General features: G+C 63.6%; 22 protein-coding genes and 1 pseudogene. 13 read left to right on the top strand and 10 right to left on the bottom strand.

Annotation, left to right across the window (positions count from 1 at the left end):
- The first annotated feature begins 2,090 nt into the window (after positions 1-2,090).
- The 7 genes from IWX65_RS11200 (at position 2,091) to IWX65_RS11170 (ending at position 8,597) form a co-directional block, all read left to right on the top strand.
- Positions 2,091-2,747 carry a TetR/AcrR family transcriptional regulator gene (locus IWX65_RS11200; protein WP_196882891.1) on the top strand — a complete coding sequence of 219 codons (657 nt, stop codon included), beginning with the start codon at positions 2,091-2,093 and terminating at the stop codon, positions 2,745-2,747.
- Between the two features lie 206 nt (positions 2,748-2,953).
- Entirely contained in the window at positions 2,954-4,828 is a 1,875-nt protein-coding gene (gene dnaK, locus IWX65_RS11195; RefSeq protein ID WP_196882889.1) for a molecular chaperone DnaK, read from the top strand.
- A gap of 2 nt (positions 4,829-4,830) precedes the next feature.
- Positions 4,831-5,538: a nucleotide exchange factor GrpE gene (locus IWX65_RS11190; RefSeq protein WP_196882887.1), complete on the top strand. Its 708-nt coding sequence runs from the start codon at positions 4,831-4,833 to the stop codon at positions 5,536-5,538.
- A 158-nt stretch (positions 5,539-5,696) separates the two neighbouring features.
- Positions 5,697-6,692: a DnaJ C-terminal domain-containing protein gene (locus IWX65_RS11185; RefSeq protein ID WP_196882885.1), complete on the top strand. Its 996-nt coding sequence runs from the start codon at positions 5,697-5,699 to the stop codon at positions 6,690-6,692.
- A 79-nt stretch (positions 6,693-6,771) separates the two neighbouring features.
- Complete coding sequence (locus IWX65_RS11180) at positions 6,772-7,212, top strand: heat shock protein transcriptional repressor HspR (protein WP_196882883.1); 441 nt, start codon at positions 6,772-6,774, stop codon at positions 7,210-7,212.
- Positions 7,213-7,325: 113 nt separating this feature from the next.
- Positions 7,326-7,889, top strand: a complete 564-nt coding sequence (locus IWX65_RS11175) for a hypothetical protein (RefSeq protein ID WP_196882882.1) — start codon at positions 7,326-7,328, stop codon at positions 7,887-7,889.
- A 9-nt stretch (positions 7,890-7,898) separates the two neighbouring features.
- Positions 7,899-8,597 (top strand): PspA/IM30 family protein, encoded by a 699-nt coding sequence (locus tag IWX65_RS11170; RefSeq protein WP_196882881.1) that lies wholly within the window; start codon positions 7,899-7,901, stop codon positions 8,595-8,597.
- On the opposite strand, the gene IWX65_RS11165 is transcribed toward IWX65_RS11170, so the two are convergent.
- From IWX65_RS11165 to IWX65_RS11150, 4 genes are read right to left on the bottom strand one after another with little or no spacing between them, the layout of a single operon-like run.
- Positions 8,572-9,138, bottom strand: coding sequence for a DUF5655 domain-containing protein (locus IWX65_RS11165; protein WP_196882880.1), 567 nt, complete (start codon positions 9,136-9,138; stop codon positions 8,572-8,574). The genes IWX65_RS11170 and IWX65_RS11165 overlap by 26 nt on opposite strands.
- Positions 9,139-9,193: 55 nt before the next feature.
- Complete coding sequence (locus IWX65_RS11160; protein WP_196882879.1) at positions 9,194-9,931, bottom strand: YsnF/AvaK domain-containing protein; 738 nt, start codon at positions 9,929-9,931, stop codon at positions 9,194-9,196.
- 47 nt (positions 9,932-9,978) lie between these two features.
- Positions 9,979-10,788, bottom strand: coding sequence for a DUF2382 domain-containing protein (locus IWX65_RS11155; RefSeq protein ID WP_196882878.1), 810 nt, complete (start codon positions 10,786-10,788; stop codon positions 9,979-9,981).
- The gene (locus IWX65_RS11150) at positions 10,772-11,545 is read right to left on the bottom strand and encodes a YsnF/AvaK domain-containing protein (protein WP_196882877.1); all 774 of its coding nucleotides are present in this window, start codon (positions 11,543-11,545) and stop codon (positions 10,772-10,774) included. The genes IWX65_RS11155 and IWX65_RS11150 overlap by 17 nt, the downstream gene beginning before the upstream one ends.
- A gap of 133 nt (positions 11,546-11,678) precedes the next feature.
- Here IWX65_RS11150 and IWX65_RS11145 point away from each other — a divergent pair, with 133 nt between their 5' ends.
- The gene (locus tag IWX65_RS11145; RefSeq protein WP_196882875.1) at positions 11,679-12,365 is read left to right on the top strand and encodes an SDR family NAD(P)-dependent oxidoreductase; all 687 of its coding nucleotides are present in this window, start codon (positions 11,679-11,681) and stop codon (positions 12,363-12,365) included.
- Between the two features lie 19 nt (positions 12,366-12,384).
- On the opposite strand, the gene IWX65_RS11140 is transcribed toward IWX65_RS11145, so the two are convergent.
- The 3 genes from IWX65_RS11140 to IWX65_RS11130 form a co-directional block, all read right to left on the bottom strand.
- On the bottom strand, positions 12,385-13,617 hold the full coding sequence (locus IWX65_RS11140; RefSeq protein WP_196882873.1) for an MFS transporter: 1,233 nt from the start codon (positions 13,615-13,617) through the stop codon (positions 12,385-12,387).
- 19 nt (positions 13,618-13,636) lie between these two features.
- Positions 13,637-14,557, bottom strand: a complete 921-nt coding sequence (gene trmB / locus IWX65_RS11135; protein WP_196882871.1) for a tRNA (guanosine(46)-N7)-methyltransferase TrmB — start codon at positions 14,555-14,557, stop codon at positions 13,637-13,639.
- Positions 14,558-14,639: 82 nt separating this feature from the next.
- Positions 14,640-14,795, bottom strand: a complete 156-nt coding sequence (locus IWX65_RS11130) for a hypothetical protein (protein ID WP_196882869.1) — start codon at positions 14,793-14,795, stop codon at positions 14,640-14,642.
- Positions 14,796-14,958: 163 nt separating this feature from the next.
- Between IWX65_RS11130 and IWX65_RS11125 the strand changes: the two genes are divergently transcribed.
- Entirely contained in the window at positions 14,959-16,167 is a 1,209-nt protein-coding gene (locus tag IWX65_RS11125; RefSeq protein ID WP_196882867.1) for an MFS transporter, read from the top strand.
- Positions 16,168-16,191: 24 nt separating this feature from the next.
- Here IWX65_RS11125 and IWX65_RS11120 read toward each other — a convergent pair whose 3' ends face one another.
- Positions 16,192-16,362, bottom strand: coding sequence for a hypothetical protein (locus IWX65_RS11120; protein WP_196882865.1), 171 nt, complete (start codon positions 16,360-16,362; stop codon positions 16,192-16,194).
- A gap of 71 nt (positions 16,363-16,433) precedes the next feature.
- Positions 16,434-17,694: pseudogene (locus tag IWX65_RS11115) on the bottom strand (glutamate dehydrogenase).
- A 442-nt stretch (positions 17,695-18,136) separates the two neighbouring features.
- On the opposite strand from IWX65_RS11115, the gene IWX65_RS11110 reads away from it, so the two are divergent.
- From IWX65_RS11110 to ftsW, 3 genes are all read left to right on the top strand, one after another.
- On the top strand, positions 18,137-18,994 hold the full coding sequence (locus IWX65_RS11110; RefSeq protein WP_196882863.1) for an SRPBCC family protein: 858 nt from the start codon (positions 18,137-18,139) through the stop codon (positions 18,992-18,994).
- A 223-nt stretch (positions 18,995-19,217) separates the two neighbouring features.
- The gene (locus tag IWX65_RS11105) at positions 19,218-19,421 is read left to right on the top strand and encodes a helix-turn-helix domain-containing protein (RefSeq protein ID WP_196882861.1); all 204 of its coding nucleotides are present in this window, start codon (positions 19,218-19,220) and stop codon (positions 19,419-19,421) included.
- 56 nt (positions 19,422-19,477) lie between these two features.
- Positions 19,478-20,629 carry a putative lipid II flippase FtsW gene (gene ftsW, locus IWX65_RS11100; RefSeq protein WP_196882859.1) on the top strand — a complete coding sequence of 384 codons (1,152 nt, stop codon included), beginning with the start codon at positions 19,478-19,480 and terminating at the stop codon, positions 20,627-20,629.
- Positions 20,630-20,682: 53 nt separating this feature from the next.
- Here ftsW and IWX65_RS11095 read toward each other — a convergent pair whose 3' ends face one another.
- Positions 20,683-21,588, bottom strand: a complete 906-nt coding sequence (locus IWX65_RS11095) for an aldo/keto reductase (RefSeq protein ID WP_196882904.1) — start codon at positions 21,586-21,588, stop codon at positions 20,683-20,685.
- Positions 21,589-21,623: 35 nt separating this feature from the next.
- Between IWX65_RS11095 and IWX65_RS11090 the strand changes: the two genes are divergently transcribed.
- Positions 21,624-22,616 carry an MsnO8 family LLM class oxidoreductase gene (locus IWX65_RS11090; RefSeq protein ID WP_196882857.1) on the top strand — a complete coding sequence of 331 codons (993 nt, stop codon included), beginning with the start codon at positions 21,624-21,626 and terminating at the stop codon, positions 22,614-22,616.
- The last annotated feature ends 9 nt before the right edge of the window (positions 22,617-22,625 follow it).

Genomic DNA, 22,625 nt, shown 5'->3' with positions numbered 1-22,625 from the left:
AACTGCCTACCGCCGCGTGGATCAACCAGCCCTCACAGGAAGCCCTCATACAGACAGCCTGAACTAACCTGTCTCACCAGCCTTGACATCTTCCGCTTCGACGGGAAAGCACCTGCTTCCCGGGCACAATTACTTCGCACTTTTATCAGCATTTGTACTGGCCGTGTCATTCATTTTCGCGGGAGGCACACTGGGCTCAGTCTCGGCCGCTTCTGCCGCTTCTGCGGTGAACCAATGCAATGGAATCGCTAACGTCGGTGGGCAGGGCATCACATGCACCGTCACCATTGCCAACACCCTCAATCTCGATACCGGTGTCGGCAGCTCCGTTGTGACCGTCGAAGCATGTCAGGGCGCCGCCAACACTGCCCTGACATGCACTACCACCACGACCCCCTCGAACGATTTGGTCACCGTAGTAGATCAATGCAACGGCTCGGGCAACGGCGGCGGTGGCGTGGTCGAGTGCAGCGTTACCGTGGTCAACAGCATCACCGGGACCGCAACAGCAATGCCGGGTTCCGTCAACCAATGCAACACCTCCGGCGACGGCGGCGGCACCGAGCCCACAGTCCTCTGTCTTCCCGGCGGCTCCACCACAAACGCCACCGTGACCCAGTGCAACGGCTCCGGCAACGGTGGGGGAGGCACGATGCGCGTTCGATGCACCGTCGGACTGAATAGTGTCTCAACTGCTCTTCCCGTCACCATCAACCAGTGCAACGGCTCCGGAAACGGCGGTGGCGGCACCGTCACCTGTGCGAGCTCAATAGAAACAATTCTTATATCGGTGCCTCCGGTTGTGCCTCCGGTAGTAGTGCCGCCGGTAGTGCCGCCGGTAGTGCCTCCGGTGGTTTCGCCGGTTGTTCCTCCGGTAGTAGTGCCGCCGGTTGTTCCTCCGGTAGTAGTGCCGCCGGTTGTTCCTCCGGTAGTAGTGCCGCCGGTTGTTCCTCCGGTAGTAGTTCCTCCGGTAGTAGTGCCGCCGGTTGTTCCTCCGGTAGTAGTGCCGCCGGTTGTTCCTCCGGTAGTAGTTCCTCCGGTAGTAGTTCCTCCGGTAGTAGTGCCACCGGTAGTGCCGCCGGTAGTGCCGCCGGTAGTGCCGCCGGTAGTGCCACCGGTAGTGCCGCCGGTGGTTCCTCCGGTTGTGCCTCCGGTTGAGGTTGTGAGCGGATCAGGCGCAGCAACCGTGGGAACGAATGTAGGGATGAATGTCCAGACTGCTGCCAGTGTCGCTACCGTGATCGAGTTTCGAAGCGGTTCAGTTATGGCAGGCTCCCCTCGGTCCCCTGGGCATGCCTCCGGAACTCTTGTCGAGACCGGAGCTTTTATGGTCCGTAAGGGCCGTATCGGCCGGTAGCCGGTAGTAGGGTCGGCGGCAATCACTGAAACGCTGCCGGCCACCGTGTGCAATGCCAGGGGTCCGCCGCTGGCATTGCACACGGCTACAGTCCGAGCAATTGGAGTCCTCCCTTCACAACTCCTTCGCTGTCGAAAGGTATGAACCATGGCGCGTACGTCAGGTTTCCTACCGCGGGTCTAGTCATCGAAGCTGCCAACATTGACATCTCAATACTGCCGTTGACGCCGACTGTCACTGACATTGCGGGCCAGTCAACCGTTCCGCCCTTCACCGATGATGGCTACTGGTTGACTCCTTATGGCACACCAGGGACAGGATCGGCCAACACAACCCACTTGGCCGGCCACAGCTGGGAAGGCCGGGACGCACCCTTCAACAGGTGCAGTACAGAAACTGACATCGGTGACACCGTTGTCCTCACTACCGCAACCGGCAGCATGAATTACGTGGTCGACTCCGTCACCACTCACGACAAGGACTCCCACAAGGCGAGTGAAATCTGAAACATCGTTCCGAATCGGCTCATCAGCTGCTACACCGAGGACCCCTGGGGCAGAAACAGCGTCGTGAGCGCCTTCCCAGCAAGCAACTGAACAATCGCAGCAAATTCCACTGAACAGCAGACCGCCCACCATTGCCCGAAGGACGTAGGCGTCCCGAATTGAATTCGGACAGCAACGAAGCGCGCGGAACCGGCCAGTATGGAATCGGAGGATAGGGTGTGGTGACTATGACCGTGGCGAAGAACGCATTGGTGCCCACTTCCGCCGACACTGCCCGCGAGCGGATACTTACCGCGGCCTATGATCTTTTCTCCCGCCGTGGAATCCAGGATGTCGGCATAGATGAACTAGTTGCTCGGGCCCCAGTGGCCAAAGCGACCTTCTACCGGCATTTCGCGTCCAAGGACGATCTGGCCTTGAGCTTTTTAGAACGGCGGGACGAAATCTGGACCAGCCGTGACGTGATCGCCGAGGTCAGACGGCGCGAGAGCGCCCCCGTCGAGAGACTCTTGGCCATCTTCGATGTCTTGGATGAGTGGTTCCAGCACCGGGATTTCGAAGGATGTTCCTTCATCAATGTGCTACTGGAAATGGGTTCCACACACACGCTCGGCCGGGCGAGTATCGACTATTTGGCCAAGATCCGAGTCCATGTGCGCACCCTCGCCGAGGAAGCTGACTTGAATGACCCGGTGGAATTCGCCCACTCCTGGCAGCTTCTCATGAAGGGGTCGATCGTGTCAGCCGCCGAGGGTGACCGCGTGGCAGCGAACCGTGCTCGGCAAATGGCTGTCTGGCTTATCGATTACCACCAAAAAAATGACGATACGACGAACACCCCAGACCCAGGGAATCCACCAATGGATTGCTCCGGGGGCTGGTGATCGCGGCCGTACTGCCGGCCTTCCTGACTGCGGCCCGGTGAACATGATCCGGCGGGTTGGACAAACTTGAGCGCACTAGGCTCAATCCGATTTGAACGGCAGATGCCACTCCGGTATAGTTGAGTGCAGAACGCTCAATCTACGCGCCCATCGATTGGATGGAACTTGAGTGCTCCTCCCATTCGGGCTTTCGAAAGGAAAATTGCATGTCACGTGCAGTAGGCATTGACCTCGGAACCACCAACTCGGTCGTCTCGGTCCTCGAGGGCGGCGAGCCCACCGTCATTGCGAACGCCGAGGGCGCCCGCACCACGCCGTCGATCGTCGCCTTCTCCAAATCGGGCGAGGTGCTGGTCGGCGAGATCGCCAAGCGCCAGGCCGTCAACAACATCGACCGCACCATCGCCTCCGTCAAGCGCCACATGGGCACTGACTGGAGCGTCAAGGTCGATGACAAGAAGTACACCGCGCAGGAGATTTCCGCACGTACGCTCCAGAAGCTGAAAACGGACGCCGAAAGCTACCTCGGCGAAAAAGTCACCGACGCCGTCATCACCGTTCCCGCATACTTCAACGACGCCGAGCGCCAGGCCACGAAGGAGGCCGGTGAGATCGCGGGCCTCAAGGTCCTGCGCATCGTCAACGAGCCCACCGCTGCCGCACTCGCCTATGGCCTCGACAAGGGCAAGGAGGACGAGCTCATCCTCGTCTTCGACCTCGGTGGCGGAACGTTCGACGTCTCCCTGCTCGAAGTCGGCAAGGACGAAGACGCATTCTCCACCATCCAGGTCCGCTCCACGTCCGGTGACAACCGCCTCGGCGGCGACGACTGGGACCAGCGCGTGGTCGACTACCTGCTGGCGCAGGCAAAGGCGAAGGGCGCAGACCTGTCGAAGGACAAGATTGCCCTTCAGCGTCTCAAGGAAGCAGCCGAGCAGGCGAAGAAGGAACTGTCCTCGGCCACCTCCACCAACATCTCGCTGCAGTACCTTTCGGTCACAGCGGACGGCCCGGTCCACCTCGACGAGCACCTGTCGCGTGCCAAGTTCCAGGACCTCACCAAGGATCTGCTCGACCGCACCAAGAAGCCGTTCAAGGACGTCATCGCCGAGGCCGGTATCAAGGTCGCCGACATCGACCACATCGTCCTCGTGGGTGGCTCCACCCGCATGCCCGCAGTGAGCGAGCTCGTCAAGGAACTTGCCGGCGGCAAGGAGCCCAACAAGGGCGTCAACCCCGATGAGGTTGTCGCCGTCGGTGCCGCCCTCCAGGCCGGCGTGCTGAAGGGTGAGCGCAAGGACGTCCTGTTGATCGACGTCACCCCGCTGTCCCTCGGCATCGAGACCAAGGGTGGCATGATGACCAAGCTCATCGAGCGCAACACCGCCATCCCCACCAAGCGGAGCGAGACCTTCACGACGGCGGATGACAACCAGCCGTCCGTCGCCATCCAGGTCTTCCAGGGCGAGCGCGAGTTCACCCGTGACAACAAGCCGCTCGGCACCTTCGAACTGACGGGTATCGCACCGGCCCCCCGCGGCGTCCCCCAGGTCGAGGTCACCTTCGACATCGACGCCAACGGTATCGTCCACGTCTCGGCGAAGGACAAGGGCACGGGCACCGAGCAGTCCATGACCATCACCGGTGGATCCTCCCTCTCGAAAGAAGACATCGACCGCATGGTCCGCGAGGCTGAGGAGCACGCCGCCGAGGACAAGACGCGCCGTGAAGCAGCAGACACGCGCAACGGCGCCGAGCAGCTCGCCTACTCCGTGGACAAGCTGATTGCCGACAACTCGGACAAGCTGCCCGAGGAGGTCAGGACCGAGGTCCAGACCGACGTCGACGCTCTCAAGAAGGCGCTCGAGACGCAGGACAACGACGACGAAGTAAAAACCGCGTTCGAGAAGTTGCAGTCTTCGCAGTCGAAGTTGGGCGAAGCGATCTACGCCCAGGCCCAGCAGGAAGCCGGCCAGCCAGGCTCGGACGGAACTGCAAATGACGAGTCCGCTTCCACCGGCGCCGACGAGGATATTGTTGACGCCGAGGTTGTAGACGAAGACACCAGCGAAAAGAAGTAATCATGCCGCACCACGGAAACGAAGAAGAACATCAGTCGGAACCGGTAAGTTTTAGCGACAACCGCAAGATTGACCCTGAAACGGGCAAGGTCCGTGGGCAGCAGAAGGACGCCGGGGACCCGGCACCGGAAACCCCGGTGACCGGGGAGCCGGTGGCTGGTCCTGACGCGCTGGATGGCGAGGTGCTGGACGCCGAATCCTCCACCACGCGGGATGAGGCGGACGGTGACGCCCTCGCCCAGGCCGAAGCGATCCTCAACGAGGCAAGCGTCGACGGTGAGTCCAATCCCGCGGTCGACGTCGTCGCCGAGCTTCGCGACGACCTGCTCCGGCTGCAGGCCGAGTACGTCAACTATCGCCGCCGGGTCGAGCGTGACCGGGATGTGGCGAGGGACCAGGCAGTGATCGGTGTCCTCAACTCAGTCATGCCCGTGCTCGATGACATCGACGCCGCGCGCCAGCACGGTGACCTAGCCGAGGGCCCGTTCGCGGCGATCGCGGCCAAGCTCGAGAACGTCCTCAAGGCGTACGAGCTGACGCGCATCGACGAAACCGGTGTGGCCTTCGACCCGAACATCCACGAGGCACTGATGCAGCAGCCCAGCGCGGATGTTACGACGGACAGCGTGAACCAGATTCTCCGCGCGGGGTACCGCAAGGGGGAGCGGGTCCTCCGGGCCGCCCAAGTGATCGTCGCAGTGCCGGAGTAATCAGCGCCATGATCGCCGGGACAGTCCCCGAACGGCGGCAACAAAATTTCTGCGGGCCTGGCGGCCCTTCGAATATCAAGGCCGTCTTCCCCGGGAACTGTCCCGGCTGCGCTGCTTGCTCACCCATGTATTAGACGAACGACGAAAGGAGACACCAATTGGCTAGTCAGGATTGGGTCGACAAGGATTTCTACAAGATCCTCGGTGTCTCCAAAGACGCATCCGATGTCGACATCAAAAAGGCATACCGGAAGCTCGCACGTAAGCACCACCCTGACCAGAATCAGGGCGACGCCGGCTCCGAACGGATGTTCAAGGATGTGTCCGAGGCCTACTCGGTCCTTTCCGACGCCGAAGAGCGGCAGCAGTACGACGCCATCCGCGCCATGGGCGGGGGAGCGAGGTTCTCTGCTGGAGGAGCAGGCGGCGGGGGTCAGGCCGGCGGGTTCGAGGACGTCTTCGGCAATCTCTTCGGGCAGGGTGCCGGTCCCCGCACCCGCAGCGGGGCGCGCGGCTCCAATGGTTACAGCAACCTGCCGCCTGAATTCGCCGACCTCTTCGGCGGCGGGGGCGCAGGCGGATTCTCCGGAGGTTTCCAGCCTCCGGCGCGCAAGGGCGCCGACCGCACGGCGAGCACCACCATCTCCTTCGCCGGTGCCATTCGGGGAACTACCGTCGGCCTGCGTGAGCCATCAGGTGAGCAGATCGATGTGCGCATTCCCGCCGGGATCAAGGAGGGCCAGAAAGTGCGCGTGCGCGGCAAAGGCCAGACAGGTCCTGCCGGCACGGGGGACCTCATGGTCACTGTCCACATCAAGGACCACCCCTTCTTCCAGCGCGACGGCGACAATATCCGCGTACATGTGCCCGTCACCTTCCCCGAGGCCGCCCTGGGCGCGCAGATCGAGGTGCCCACACTGTCGGGTGACCTGGTGAAGATGAAGGTGCCCGCAGGAACGCCCTCCGGACGTACCCTGAGGTTGAAGGGCCGCGGCGTGTCGACCGCCAAGGCCGCAGGGGATCTGTTGGTGACGATCGACGTCGTTGTTCCCCAGAACCTGTCGAAGGAAGCCGCGGCCGCGGTCGAAGCGTTTGCGAAAGCCACCGCCGATGCCGACCCGCGCGGAACCCTGGCAGAAAAAGCCCGACTGTAGCCGGCGGAGCCAGTCCGCGGCCATAGCGCCACGCAATACGAAAGACGTGTAGCCAGCACATCGGAAGGAGGTTCCCGGTATGGATTCAGCGATCCCCATCTATGTGATTTCCGTGGCAGCCGAACTCGCCGATATGCACCCGCAGACCCTGCGCCAGTACGACCGGCTTGGCCTCGTCATCCCGAGCAGGGCGCCCGGGCGGGCCCGCCGGTACTCGCCGAAGGATGTGGGAACGCTTCGGGAAATTCAGCGCCTGTCCCAGGAGGGTGTCTCGCTGGAAGGTATCCGGCGGATCCTCGAGCTCGAGAACCAAGTGGCTGCGCTGCAGTCCCGAGTGCAGGAACTGGGCGCGGAGCTAGCGCTCCGCCGCAGCCAACCGGACGCGAGCCGGGTGTTCGCGGCGGGGCTCGCCGGCGACGTCGTCACCCTGGCGAGGGGCAAGCGGCCGCGTCCACGAAGCCAGGCCCTCATGGTGTGGCGGCCGGATCCCCAATCCAGCGGCGCCAAACGGATCCTGTGACAAGCCGGTCGCGCCGGCCATCGGCCCGGGGCCGATCTGGATAATCACGCAAGCTCAGGGCAGACTAGAGGCATGCTCAACCATCCACAACCCTCCCGGAAGATGTTGGTGTAATGGACTCGTTCATCGAGATTCTTGCCCTGGGCGTAGGTATTCTGACGGCGACAGGAGTAGGCACCGCCGTTGCCGGATGGGTGGTCGTCCGAAAGGTCAAACGCTCCCGCATCCTTCAGCGAGCAGCAGGAGACAGCGTACTCGCAGCGAAGTCATTTGCGCCGGACAAGGCCGTTCGGGAACCCGCGAGACTGATCGGCGAGATGCGCCGCTCCAGCAGGGCGACCCGGGGTGCGATCGAGGAAGCCACCCGGCACGAGTGGCCGGTTGGCCATCTACCGCAGGCAGCCCAGGACCTCGATCGTGCAATGCTCTCGCTGGAGAATCAGCTCCGGATTGCCGACCGGGAGCCCAACCGCGCGCTCAAGGGTGAATGGACGGCGGACCTCGCGCAGCAGGCCCGCGCCCTCGATGAGCTCTCGGCGGACCTCCGCAGGTGCCTGCTCCAGTCCAGCCGGTCCGTCGATCAGCTGCAACTCGAACAGGCCAGTTCCCGACTGACCGCGGAGATCAGCGCCATGCAGTCCTGGCGGAGTTCCTACGGGTCCCGGCAGGCTTGGTAGGACAGCACAGTGTCGATCAAGCGTCGGATCACCCGCATCGTCCAGGCCAATCGTGCCGCCGCGCAGGCATCAAAAGAGGATCCGCAGGTCAACGCCCGGCACGCGCAAGACCAGCAGCAGGGCATGCTTGACCAGGCGAGACGTGCGGCGGCCGACGTCGCAGCCCACCGCCGGCGCATCGAGATAGCGGCCTCCGAGGCCGGGGCATACACCCAGTACCTCGATGAGCAGGCGGCTGCGGCGGTTCAACGGGGCGACGACGAAACCGCGCGCAACGCTATCCGTGAAGGTATAGGTGCCCGTAAGCGTTATGACCTGCTGGCGCAGCAGTTCTCGGAGGCTGACCTGCAAAGCCGGCAGTTGCAGGGTGATCTGGAGCGCCTTGAGCGCCGGATCTTCGACAGTTCCCTCGAATATCAGAGCATGCTGGCGCGGCGGACTGCTGCAGAGGCGGCCCTCGGGGTGCAGAAGTCGATCAGCGCCTCGTCCAGGGCGTCGTTCGGTGCCGAAGCCGCCCGCAGGGAGGCCGAGCGGGAGGTGCGCCGGCTGCGCGCCCAGGCCGAGGCGCGGGAGGAGCTGGCCTGGACGGACCCGTCGTCGCCACGCATGGAACAGGCGTTCGAGGAACTCGAAGCCGAAGCTGACACGCAGCAGGAACTCGAACGGTTGAAGAAGTCGCGGGCTACAGGCTATCCTCCCGGGCAGTAGTAAGCGCGTCCAGGACGGCGTCGTCGACCTCGGCCGGTTCCCGCAGGCGCAGGCGCCAGGCGAAAGGGTCACCGGCGTTGCGCACTGGTTCGAGCGCTGCAACGTCCGCCAGGTCCACCCGCACGAAGACATCGACGGTCGTCTTGTTCGTCGGTGCCACCTGGGCGAACTTGCGGCGCGGAGTCTGCAGCGAGACGTAGGTCTTGCGCATCTGGATCTCCACGTGTTCGGCGGACTGCGCCCATAACAGCAACCGGTCGGCGATGGGCCGTAGTGCGAGCCGATCCGCGTACTGGGCTTCGAACAGCTCTTCGGCGGATTTTTGGAAGAATTCCGGATACCCGAACATCTCCCAGTCGATGCTCATGAGGTTGTAGCCGGTGATGCCCTGATCATTCAGCCATAACGACAGGGACTCCCTCGTGGTGATGCCGGCGTTTCGAGCCTCGCCTGCCCACACCGGCGCACTGCGTCCCGTGGTTCGACTCAAACGCTCCGCGCTCGAGTCGACCATGCTCCGCCAGGTCTTGATCTCGCTCATTCACCCACTGTAGTAGGGGTGTGGCCTGCAGAGTCCGGTCAACCCGTGGGGCACCTCAGGTGAGCTCGGTGGCTTCTATGACCTCCTTGCGGACCTCGCCGCTGACCGTCTCCGCCTCGGTGATGGTCTCCTTGGTCAGGGTGATCCGTTCAACAGGGACGGTTTCGAGCTCGATAACGGCCCGCTCCTCGTAGAGGACGATCTCGTACTCTCCTTCATCGAAGGGGGTGCCGATCCTCTCCACGCCTGGCGCGGCCGCGATCGCTTCGCCGGCATCTCCCACCGGTAGGTGCTCGATCCGAATCTCCTCACGACGCACGGGGATGGTCTGGGTGACGGTCTCTGTCACGATGTATTTGTGAATGCGGACCTTGCCGCTCTCCCTGGTTTCGGTGCCCACCCTCAGCCGCTCTTCCGAGCGGGTCATTCCCGGACCGGATGCCCCGGACCCGGCCTGGGCATTTTGTACCGCCGCAGGCATCTTCAAACCATAGTGGCGGAGGAGCTGTTCCTCCTGATCGGTGCTCAGGCTTTCGACGTCCGACATTCTCGGTGAGCCTTCCACCAGCGCCTTTTCGTAAGGGACACGAAGCTCCCGGCCGTCCACGGCGGCTCCGGAGAGCGGGACAAGTGCTGTTGCATTGCCGGGAGCGCCTGTTCCGACGAGGATCCAGGACGGCTGGCCGGTTGCATCATCGACGAAGATCCGTTCGATGGAACCGAGGTCCCCGTCCTCCGTTCGGACCTGACCATCCGCATTGATCAGATCGGCTATTTGTTCATAGGTAATCATGGGTATCTCCTCGAGCTGGGTCTGGGATTGGAAGGTGCGGTCGATGCTCAGCGGAGGGGAGTGGCGTCGTCGTCGAATCCACCGGCCCCGTCGATCCCGGTGACCCCGTCCGTCTCCAGGCGTTCCTTGCGGACCACTTCGTTCACCGTTTCTGTGTGGGTGACCGTGTCCTTGGTCAGCCGCACCCGTTCGACCGCGACAGTTTCCTTCCCGACGACCGCGCGTTGCTCATGAAGGGTGATCTCGTACACCTCTTCACGGAGTTCCACATTTCGGGGCGCTTTCTTGCGGTTGGCGTTGGAAATGGGCGCACGCTTGATGCGCACCTCCTCACGGGATACCGGAACAGTTCGCGTGGCCGTTTCAGTGACGACATATTTCCGCAGACGGACACGCCCCGCCTCGCGCCGTTCGGTGCCGATTCGCAGCCGCTCCTCGGAAAGCGTCAGTGCAGGGGCTTCTGCTGAATCGGAGGAGGTTGCTACCGATGCTTCGGTTCCGGACAAGGGCGTACCCACCGTGTCGTTCGAGCCGGTGTTCCGCATCAGCCCGTAGTGGCGGTAGAGGAGGTGCTCCTCCTCGGGGCTGAGGTGACCGTCGCGGTCCACCTTCGGGGCGTCCCTCACCCTGTCCTTCGGATAGGTGACCCGGAGATCCTTCCCGTCGATTTCGGCGCCTTCGAGCGGAATGAAAGTTTCCGAGGTTCCGAACAACCCGGTATTGACCGTCACCCAGCTTGCCCGGTCGGTGTCGTCATCGACGTAGATCTGGCCGATGGGACCGAGCTTGTCGCCGTCGCTGGCGAAAACCTTGCCACGGCCCCTGAGGAGGGTATTGACATCATCCTGCGTAATCATCGGTGCTCCTTGCAGCTGGCATTTTCTCGGGGGCGGAACCGGCGATGGTGCCGGTGTCGACAACTTCCTTGCGGACGTCGGCGGTGAGCGATTCCTCGGTGAGGATCATGTCCTTGCTGAGCCGGATCCGCTTCACGGCGACGGTCTCCATCCGGACGACGGGGCGCTCCTCGGAGAGCACGATCGAATAGCCGCCGTTTTCCAGTTCTGAACTGCTGATCTCCACGCCCGGAGCGGCGCCGGAACCCGCACGGACCGCGGGGCTCGCGCCCGGTCCGACGGCGGATGCGGCATCGGTGTCCGGCACATGCTCGATCCGGATCTCCTCACGGCGAACGGTGATCGTCCGCGGAACATTCTCGATGACGACGGTTTTGGAGAGACGCACCCTTCCGAGTTGCTTGGTCTGAGTGATTACGCGGACCTGCTCCTCGGACCGCACGATCACCTGACCGGCGGGCTGGTCGGGATCACTGCGGCCCACTGTCCCGGCGGCGAGGTCTCCAGCGCCGGTGCTTTTTCCACCAGTGGCTGTCGTACCGGCCATCTTCTTGCGCTTGCGCCCTTTCCTGCCGGTGGGCCCGGTAGTTGTGGAAGGAACATCGGCTTCGGGAAGAGCCGCTGCGCGGCCGCTGCCCTTGGGTGCCTTCTTGTTCACATGGCCGGAAATCCCTGCTGCCGGAGCAGGGACATCGGTTGCCCGGTCGAATCCGCGGAAGTCCCCAACCGCGGACCCTTCCTGTTTCCGTGTAACCATGCTGTTCCCTTCCGTCAGTACAACCCTCAGCTGCCACATCGATGCCATCGCCACTTCCCATAATAGCAAGCAGGCTTAGCAATTAGTGAGGAATCTTCCGGAGTCCCCGGAACCGCATTGGTAAAGTCGCCGTATGACTGAGCTCAGCGGTTCCCATTTCCTGGTCGTCGGCGCCACTGGGGTTCTCGGGGCCGAACTTTCACGAAGGCTGGCAGCGCGGGGAGCTCGATTGACGCTCTCGGGAAGATCAGCAGCGAAACTGCAGGCCCTGGCGGGCGAACTCGGCAGCGCCGTGGAGGGGACAGTCACCGCAGATCTCGGAAAGGCGGGCTCGCCGATGGAGATCGCGGCGGCCGTCTATGGCAAGGAACTGAACGGACTGGTGTTCGCCGCGGGAGTCGTCGCCTTCGGACCGGCAGTTGCTGTGGAGGACGATACCCTCGATGAGCTGATGCTCGTGAACCTCCTTGGATACATGCGGCTCATGCGCGAAGTAGGTCCACAGCTGGTAAGGGATTCTGTGGTGGTGCAGGTGAGTGCAGTGGTTGCTGAGAGTCCGACTGCGGGGATGGCCGCGTATTCGGCGACGAAGGCAGGACTCAGCGCTTACGGCAGGGCGCTGACCTTCGAACTCAGGCGCCAGGGCGTGCGGGTGATCGATGTCCGGCCTCCGCACACCGAGACGGGGCTGGCTGCGCGGCCGATCGCCGGCGACGCGCCCCGGCTGCCGCAGGGCAAGGACCCGGGTGCTGTGGCGGACCGCATAGTGCAGGCGATCGTCGACGGGGAAAAGGACCTGCCGTCATCGTCGTTCAACTGACCCCACATGAACTGGGAGCCTACCGGGGTGCGGGCTGTGCCCCCGGCGCTGAACGCAGCGCCCCTGCCGCGATGATTCCCGCGAGGACGGCCAGGCCCGCGGCGAAGCCCGCGACGCCGAGCCAGCCGAAACGCACGAAGAACAGGCCACCCGTCCAGCCGAGCAGGCTCGAGCCGGCGTAGTAGGAGAAGTTGTAGAGACTTGAGGCCTGGCCACGTCCCAGCGTGGCGAGCCCTGGCGTCCAGCCCGCCGCAATGGAATGGACAATGAAGAATCCGCCGGTGAAGATCAGCAGGCCCACCAGAACCCACGGAATCGATTCCGCCAGGGTCACGGCCAGGCCGACGAGCATGACCGGAATGCCGGCAAGGAGCACAGGCAACCTGCCGTACCGAATGGTGAGGCCCCCGGCGATCCGGGACGTCGCCGTCCCGGCGAGATAGGAAAGGAACATCAGGCTCGCGAGGGATTCCGGCAGCAGGAACGGCGGCCGCTCGAGCCGAAATCCAAGATAGTTGTACACCGCCACAAAACCTCCCATGAGCAGGAAGCCCTGCGCATACAGGGCGAAAAGGCGCACCGAGCGCAGATTCAGCACCACACGTTGCCAGAGCGGTGGGCCTGCACCGGGGACGAACGCTTCGAAACCGCGTGGACGCGGGGCAAGCCAGAGGAACGCCGCTGCCGAGAGAGCCGCGACGGCACTCACGCTGAGCACCCCTATCCGCCAGTCACTTGCTTCAGCAACCGGCCCGGCGACGATCCGCCCCGTCAGCCCGCCGATGGTGGTCCCTGCCACGTACGTTCCCGCAGCCACCGCAACGTGGAGTTTCTGGATTTCCTCATGCAGATAGACGAGGGCAACGGCGGGTATGCCGCCGAGCGCCGCGCCCTCGGCGAAGCGGATCAGCAGCAGCACCTCGTACGTCGGCGCCGTGGAGACGAGGAGGCCCAGCCCGACGGCGGTGCTGATCGCCCACGCCATGGTCCGCTTGCGGCCCGCACGATCCGCCACCCAGGACCACGGGATGACGGCGAGCGCCAGCCCCAGCGTGGCGGCGGACACGGTGAGCGCTGCGTCGGCTGGAGAGACGGCGAAGCTCCGGGCAAGCCCGGGAAGTACTGCCTGCACTGAGTAGAGCTGGGCGAAAGTGGCAACTCCCGCGAAAAAGAGGGCCAGGAGCACCCGCCGGTAACCGACGCTACCCTTGGCATGTCCCGGCCAGGGGCTGCCCGCGTCGAAACAGCTCATGTGAACCGACAGCGCGGATTCAGAGGCGGCGGTACGTGAGGTCGAAGACCATCCGCCCCGCCTCGAGGGCCTTGTTCTCGAAACTCGTCAGGGGACGGCCCTCGAAGCGGGGAGCCCACCCTCCAAGGGTGTCGGTGCCTTCATTGACTCCGGTGTTCCCGGTGCTGACCGGGTCCTTGCCTTCGCGGATCGGGGCCCCGCCGACCACGAGTTCGACACCGCTTTCCCAGACCTGGGTGAGCGGGCTCAGCGCGCCGGTGCGCTCGCCGTCGTGCAGGTTCTCGAAGTGCGGGGAGGCATTGAGTACGTTGCGCATCTGCACGCCGTAGCTCGACCAGTCCGTGGCAAGCCGGAACAGCGATCCCGGGGCAAGGACGCGGGCCGCAAGATCGACGAAGGACTGCTGGATCAGGCGTCGTTTCAGGTGCCGGGCCTTATGCCAGGGGTCCGGAAAATAGACCCACAACTCACTGACCGACGACGCCGGCAGCATCGCCTCCAGGGCTTCGGCGGCGTTGACCTGGGCCACCCGGACATTGGTCAGTCCCCTTTGGTCGATCCGGAGCATGGTCTGGGCGAGCCCCGGGCGGTATACCTCGAGGGCCAGGAAGTTCTTGTCGGGTTCACGCTCGGCCAGGTGGGTGATCGCTTCACCCAGGCCGGAACCCACCTCCACCACGAGGGGAGCATGCCGCCCGAAGATGGCGTCGACGTCGAGGGTGAATCCCGGTGCCACCGATGTGTCGGTGGTGATCCGTGGAATGCTGATCAGGTATTCGTCGGCCAGTTCCTCCCACGCTTCCCGGCGTCGGCCCTGAAGCCGCGAACCCCGTCGGACGAAGGATACGGGCCGGCTGCGAAACGGTTGCTCGCCCATGGCGGCAGTGCCTGGAACGGTTTCTGCTGGTGTTGCGGTCGGGACGTCCTGATCTACGTTCATCGCTCCCTAGGCTACCGCGCACCCGCATCCTGCCGCGACCGGAACCGGAGGTAATCCTCCTGACACCTGGCGCGGAGAATTCTCACTCGTCGGGCACTGTGTCCCCGGTATCAGGGCCCTCCGCGGGATCCTGGGCGTGCACTCCGGTGTCTGATGGGTCGGCCGTCCGGTCACCCTCGGCCGGTGCCTCATTGTGGTGGCGTGCCACCGGTTCCTGGCCTTCATCCTTCTTGTCCATGGTGTTTCCCTCCGGGAGTTTCGCTGAAACCATTTCGGCCCCACTGTAGGCTCGGTGATTGCGTGCACGCAACGGATTCCATTGCTCGTGCCGATACCGGGGGAGGACAGGGGGCGCGACATCCCCTCGAAAGCCCCCTATGTCCGCCGTGAAGAGGATGGAAATGCCTGCTGCTACTGAGGTGAATGCCGGACGCAGCGCCCGCGTGGGCCTCGCATTTGTCGGCGTAATGCTGATTGCCGTGAACCTGCGGGTCTCCTTCGTCAGTGTCGGCCCCCTGCTGAACGACATCAGCAGTGATCTGGGACTGTCCAGCGCCGGGGCCGGGCTCCTCACCGGATTGCCGTTGATCGCCTTTGCCGTCTTCTCACCGGTCGCTCCTGTGTTCGCTTCCCGGCTCGGCCTCGACCGAGCCCTGTGGGCCTCCCTGCTGTTGCTCGCGACGGGAATCGTCCTTCGCTCGGTTCCTCTGGCGGGGCTCATCTGGGCAGGAACGGGCCTCATCGGGATCGCTATCGCCTTCCTCAACGTCCTGGTGCCCTCCCTGGTGAAGCGGGACTTCCCCGGACGGGTCAGTCAGGTGACCGGAAGCTACACGGCAACCCAGGCGGCGGCGGCAGCTTTGGGTGCGGCACTTGTGGTGCCCATCGCCCAAATGCCGCAGGCGGGGTGGAGGGTTGCCCTTGGCATCTGGGCCGGGCTCGCCCTGGTCGCGGTAGCCGCCCTCCTGCCGAACCTGTTGCGGCACGGCAAACGACAGCAGGTACCCGAACCGCACCGAGGGCCGTATCTGTCCCCCTGGAAATCGGTGCTCGGATGGCAGGTCACCTTCTTCATGGGACTGCAATCCGTGGCGTTCTATGTTCTCATGGCCTGGCTCCCCACTATCGAGCAGGACCAGGGAGTATCCGAGGCCGCGGCCGGGACGCACTTGTCGATCTTCCTGCTCGTGAGCGTCGGTGCCAGCCTCGCCACCGGAGCATTGCTCCACAGGTTCGCGGACCAGCGCATGATCGCGTTGACTGCCAGCATCTTGGCCCTCATCACCTATGGAGGCCTGGCTTTTGCGCCAGGGCTGACGATGCTGTGGGTGGTCGCAGGCGCACTTGGCTGCGGGAGCCTGATCGTCATCGCACTGTCGCTGTTCAGCCTCCGCACCAGCCACCATTCCCAGGCGGCGGCGCTTTCGGGCATGGCCCAGTCGATAGGGTACGCGCTGGGAGCGGCCGGCCCGGTGGTCTTCGGCGCGCTCCGGGACTGGAGCGGCGGGTGGACCCTGCCCCTCGTCGCAACCGCGGGCAGCATGGTCCTGCTGTGCTTCACTGCCGTGCTTTCGGGCCGCAACCGGCTGATCCAGGACGTCCGGCCCTAGGCTCCCACCCCGCCGGCTTCCGTCCTACGCGCCGTGTCGGGAGCCGTCGTCTGTCGGTTCGTCCTCCTCAGGCTCGAAGGTGGACGGTTCGTCGGTCGACGTCACGCCGATGCCGTCCTCCGAATCAGGGATTGTGCCCTCGGGCCCCGTTCCCTCGCCCTGCTCATCGTCCCTGGATTTGTCCGGCATATTCATTGGACTTTCCTTCCCTGTTGATTTGATCGTTCACCGATAATTCTAGGCTCCAATGGAAGCAGCCATCCGGACTACACGACGCCCAGCGCGAGCATGGCGTCTGCCACCTTGACGAAACCGCTGATATTCGCACCGGCTACATAGTTGCCCGGCACGCCGTATTCCTCAGCGGTCGCTGCGCACCGGTCGTGAATACCGACCATGATCTCCGTCAGGCGCTGCTCGGTGTGTTCGAAGGCCCAGGAATCACGGCTCGCGTTCTGCTGCATTTCCAGGGCTGACGTCGCAACTCCGCCCGCGTTGGCTGCCTTGCCCGGACCGAAAAGGACGCCGGCCTGCTGGAGGGCCTCGACGGCTGACGGCGTGCACGGCATGTTCGCACCCTCGGCCACCGCAAGCACACCGGAGGTGATGACGGCACTGGCGGCTGGTTCATCCAGTTCGTTCTGGGTTGCGCAGGGCAGCGCGACCGTCGCTCCTGCATCCCAGATCGATCCGTCGGCAACGAAATGGGCGCCGGAACCTCTCCTCTCCGCATACTCCGATATCCTGCCGCGCTCGTTTTCCTTCGCCGAAGTGCTGTGCCTTGGCAATGGCGTGAACAGCGACGTTCCCGGAACCGGACACAATCACCCGCTGGCCCTCGAAATCCAGGCCCCTGGCCCGCAGCATCTCCCTGGCGAACAGTACTGTCCCGTATCCCGTCGCTTCGGGGCGGACAAGCGACCCGCCCCAGCTGACACCCTTGCCGGTGAGCACGCCGGACTCATACCGATTGGTGATTCGTTTGTACTGGCCGAACAGGTAGCCGATTTCCCTTCCGCCGACTCCTATATCGCCAGCCGGCACATCAGTGTACTCGCCGATATGGCGATAGAGCTCGGTCATGAAGGACTGGCAGAACCGCATCACCTCGGCGTCGGACTTGCCCCGGGGGTCGAAGGCCGAACCACCTTTGGCTCCGCCGATCGGCATGCCGGTCAGCGCGTTCTTGAAAGTCTGTTCGAAACCGAGGAACTTCACGATTCCCAGGTACACCGAGGGATGGAAGCGCAACCCGCCCTTATAGGGCCCGAGGGCGGAATTGAATTCGACGCGGAAGCCACGGTTGATCCGGACAGTCCCCGAGTTGTCCACCCACGGGACCCGGAAAATGATCTGCCTCTCCGGTTCGCAGATCCGCTCCAGCACGGCGGCGTCGACGAATTCGGGATGTTTTCTCAGTACCGGCCCCAGCGAATCGAAGACCTCGACCACAGCCTGGTGGAACTCGGTCTCGCCCGGGTTGCGTAGAAACACCTGGTCACGAATTAAAAACAGGGCCGGGTCCAAGAAACTCCTTATCTCAGTCAATGTGCGTTCCGGATCTCCGACTCAGGCTGTCGAAGCGGCTCGTCGTTGTCAAAGTATTCAGCGCCGTGGACCGTGAATTTCCGGGGATTGATTTTCGACGATCCCTCGGTTCCGAACGGGTATTGCAACGGTGGACCACCGTGTACCGTAAATGGCTTTTACCGCAGCCGAGGCATCTCACCGATGTGATGCACCGGCGAGTCTCCTGCCGCATCCGGCCGTTCCCGGCGAAGAAGCGACGGCGTGGCCCGATGCCTTCGAATACACGGACAAGCTCCGTCATCGAAGTTTTCGTGTGGCGGGAATTCGCCGGGGACCATCATTCCTGCCATGGCCACACGGAGACGTGAGCGGTATAGTAAGCATACTGACGAATAGGAAACCGTTTTCGTCATCGCTCGTTCTAGTTGAAGGAGACACTATGAGCACGAAAGTCGAAAAGCGCATCCTGGTGAATGTGCCGGTAAGTACTGTCTACAACCAATGGACCCAGTTCGAGGAATTCCCCCACTTCATGGGCGGGGTGAAAAGCGTAACGCAACTGAGCGATGACCGTCTCGAGTGGGTCGCCGAGCTTGCCGGCGTTCGCCGGCAGTGGGAGGCAAAGATTCTTGAGCAGATCGTGGACCGCAAGGTGGCTTGGGCCGCTACCGAGGGCGCGACAAATGCTGGATCGGTGACTTTCGAAGACTTGGGGGGCGGCCAGACATCGGTGCACCTCACCCTTGAGTATGAGCCCGAGGGCTTGGTGGAAAAGATCGGCGACAAACTTAACGTAGTGGAGAACCAGGCCGAGGGTGACCTGAACCGCTTCAAGGAATTCATCGAGGAAGAAGGCTACGCCTCCGGTGCGTGGCGCGGGTCGATCGGAGGCGCCGCGGTCGGGACGCCGGGCGTCGAGGACGCTGCGGGCTCGCGTGGCGATAAGGGCAAGGCGGGCGTCTCGGGGAAGGTCGCTGCTGGTGTCGGGCTTGCTGCCGCTGCGGCTGCCGTAGGTGTGGCCGCAGCAGCGAAGAAGGACGATCACCCCACGGCGACGGTCGTCCCCGAAACTGTCTCGCCCGTCGCAACACCGCAGACCGGTACGCCGTTGCCTGCCCAAACCCTCGGAGGTGCGGACTCGCTTACGGACCGCCCGATCAGCGATGGAACCGACAGGGACGTGGTCCACCCTTTCGATCAGACCAACGGCCTGACCGATCTTGACGGTGATTCGGACGGAACCGCGGAGAGCGATACGAGAAGCGCCGCAGAACGTGGGAATAAGCCCCTGCTATAACCAACAGGAGCCTCAGGCTCCGCGTTGGTAGCTGCGGAACGCGGGGAGGAACCCACGACTCGTCGGAGTCGTGGGTTCCTCCCTTTCTGCCCTGTGAGCGAATCGATCACTACTCGAACTGCACGGCCGAGACAGGTATTGACTACTCTTGTTGCGCCCGTTGCCGTCGAACAGAGTTGAGAAGTCACAGATGTGACCTATGAGCTTGTGAAAGTGGTGTGCTATGGGCGAGGACATGATGGCAGGGCCCTTCTATACCGTCTCCGAGGTGGCCGCAACGATGCGGGTATCGAGGATGACGGTGTACCGGCTCGTGCAGTCAGGTGCGATCAGCGGCATCCGTTTCGGTCGCTCATACCGGGTGCCGGAAGCGGCTGTGAAGCAATACCTTGACTCCGTCAACCCCGGGCAGCGGTCCGCCGGGTGACAACAACCACGAGGCCGACCCGAGCACCCTCTCCGCCACGGGTGCAGTCGGCCCGGGTGTTGTTCAGAGCCGTTCGGCATCTCGGGAACAAGGGGCCCGCATCCCATAGCGACGCCCGTGCCCTCCTTCTGACAACCACGCTGGCGTTGGTCGCCATCGGGCTGATGATGGTTCTCTCGGCGTCCTCTTTCGAGCTTGCAGCCCAGGGAAAGTCCCCTTACGGGACCTTCTACAAGCAGGGCTTATGGGTCGGGATCGGACTCGCCGTCCTGGTGGTCTTCTCACGCCTGCCCGTGCGCCTGTTCAGAAGGTACGCCGGGTTGATCCTCATCGGATCCTTTGTGCTGACGTTGCTGGTCTTCACGCCACTGGGGATTGAAGTCAACGGAAACAGGAACTGGATCGGAATCGGACCGATCACCGTACAGCCGTCAGAGTTTCTCAAACTGAGCATCATCATCTGGGGAGCCAACGTCCTTGCGCGGCGAACGCAGTCTTCCCGGAATCTCAGGCCATTCCTCTTCCCGGTCCTCCCGGTGTCGTTGGCCGCCGTTGCGCTGGTGCTGGCCGGGAAGGACCTGGGGACGGCAGCGATCCTCGTGCTCATCATCGCCGGGCTGTTCTTCTTCGCAGGAGCCAGCCTGAAAGTATTCGGGGCCGGTCTCGCGGTGTTCGCGCTGGCGGCATTCGCTGCCGTGGTCTCCAGCTCCAACCGGACGAGCCGCATTTCTGCGTGGCTGGACCCTTCCAGTGCCGGAACAGCGGAAGGGCTCGGGTATCAGGGAGTCCAGGCAACGTACGGCCTTGCCGGAGGCGGCATGTTCGGCGTCGGAATGGGCCAGAGCAGGCAGAAGGTCCACTGGATACCGGAGGCTCACAACGACTTCATCTTCGCTGTCCTGGGCGAGGAGCTCGGGTTCGTCGGGGCCGCCGTAATGCTCATTCTGTTCGCCACGCTTGCTTTCGCGATCTACCGTGTCGCCACGCGGTCCGGCGAACTGCATGTGACCCTGATCTGCGGCGGAGCCCTTGTCTGGATTCTGGGACAGGCCGTCCTCAATATCAGCGTCGTCACCGGACTGGTTCCGGTGGTGGGAGTGCCGCTGCCGTTCATCTCCTACGGCGGATCATCGATGATCTCGCTTCTGGCGCTGACAGGGGTCCTTCTCTCATGCTCCCGGCATTCAGAGCGCATGGCGACCAACTGACAACCCGTGCAACAGTGCGGACCGTGGTCCATGGCGGTAGCCCGGTACGGGCTTCAGCGGTCGAGGGGCGACATGTCCGCGTACCGGTCTCCCACCGGAGCCGCGACACTATCGAGTGCTGCGAGTTGCTCACTACTGAGTTCGAGTGAATCGGCGGCGACATTCTCCTCGAGGTACCGGATCTGTTTGGTTCCGGGGATCGGCGCAATGTCGTTCCCCTGGGCCAGGAGCCAGGCCAATGCCACCTGTCCCGGCTTTGCGCCCAGCTGACCGGCGACAGCGTCGACCTGCTCCACGATCCGGATGTTCGCCTGCAGGTTCTCGCCGGCGAAGCGGGGGTTGTTGCGGCGGAACTCCGACTCGTCAAGCTGGTCAACCGATCGGATGGTTCCGATGAGGAACCCCCGGCCCAGGGGGGAGTAGGGCACGAAACCGATGCCCAGCTCGCGTACGAGCGGAAGGATTTCCCGCTCAGGATCCCGGGACCACAGCGAGTATTCGGTTTGCAGCGCTGTCACTGGATGAACGGCATGCGCCCGCCGAATCGTGGCGGGGGCGGCTTCCGAAAGACCGATATGCCGAATCTTCCCTTCCTGCACCAGTTCGCTGAGTGCGCCCATGGTCTCCTCCACGGGAACCTCCGGATCCATGCGGTGCTGGTAGTAAAGATCGATGTAGTCGGTGCGCAACCGCCGAAGGGAGCCCTCCACAGCTAAGCGCACGTTCTCGGCACTGCCATCAAGTCCCATCGCATCATCCGCCGTGTGCCTGATGGTGCCGAACTTCGTAGCGATCACGACGTCGTTGCGTCTGCCGACGAAAGCCCGGCCGAGGAGTTCCTCGTTGGCATACGGTCCGTACATCTCGGCCGTGTCGAAGAAGGTGACGCCGAGCTCACACGCCCGGTGGATCGTGGCGACTGCCCCGGAATCGTCCCGGCCGCTTCCCGTCCCACCGATGGAATTCCTTTCCTTCCTCCGAGGTTTGAGGGAGTATGCCTTTCTCCGTCAGGTTCTCAATCCTCGATCGTGCCAACTCCCGGGCAGGAATTTCCGAAGCGGAAGCGCTGGGCGGGGTAGTGGAGCGGGCAGGGCGGGCCGAGGCCCTGGGTTACCACCGCTTCTGGGTGGCGGAACATCATGGAGTGCCAGGGATCGCAGGCTCCGCACCCGCCGTCCTGATGGCGGCGATCGCGGCCCGGACCGGGACGATCCGGGTGGGTTCGGGAGGAATCATGCTGCCGAATCATCCGCCGCTGGTGGTCGCCGAGCAGGTGGCCACCCTCGCGGCGCTTCATCCCGGACGCATCGACCTGGGCGTGGGACGCTCGGTGGGGTTCACTCCCGCCGTCCGGGACGCGCTTCGCAGTGGTAAGGAGGGGCCGAACCGGTTCGAAGCCGATGTGATCGAACTGCTCGCCTACCTCTCGGGTTCGGCAGCCATCACTGCACGCCCGCAGGATTCCTCCAGGACGCCGGTTTTCGTTCTCGCCACCGGCGCAGGAGTCGGAATTGCTGCGAGAGCCGGGCTCGGCGTCGTCCTGGGCGGACCGGCGCTCTTCCGAAGGAGCTCCGACGGGGAAATTCCGGCGATCGCGCAATATCGCGCGCAGTTCCGGCCATCGGCGTGGCGGGATGAGCCATTTGTGATGGTCTCGGTGAACGTCGCCGTCGCACGCGCCTCTGACGCCGCACGGGAGCAGCTCCTGCCCGAAGCCCGTGCTCTGGCCGTCTCCCGGACGAGGGGTGAGTTTCCTCCCCTGGAACCGATGGGGGCTGCGGCCTACGCTGCAGTTCCGGCCCGGGAGAAAAAGCTGATGGACGACTTTCTTGCCACTTCGATCTACGGCACTGTTCCGGAGGTCGACAGAAGGCTGGCGCAGCTGCTGTCGGACACCAGGGCTGATGAAGTGCTGGTCAGCGGCGGAGCCTTCGACGGAGAAGCTCAGGCTGAATCGGACGAGCTTCTCACTGACCTGTTCCAGTAGCGGGCAGGA

The sequence above is a fragment of the Arthrobacter sp. CAN_A214 genome, from assembly GCF_015751955.1.
In the GTDB taxonomy this organism is placed as follows: domain Bacteria; phylum Actinomycetota; class Actinomycetes; order Actinomycetales; family Micrococcaceae; genus Arthrobacter_D.
The sequence above is the reverse complement of the archived record's forward strand: the minus strand, read 5'-3'. Positions and strand labels throughout refer to the sequence as shown.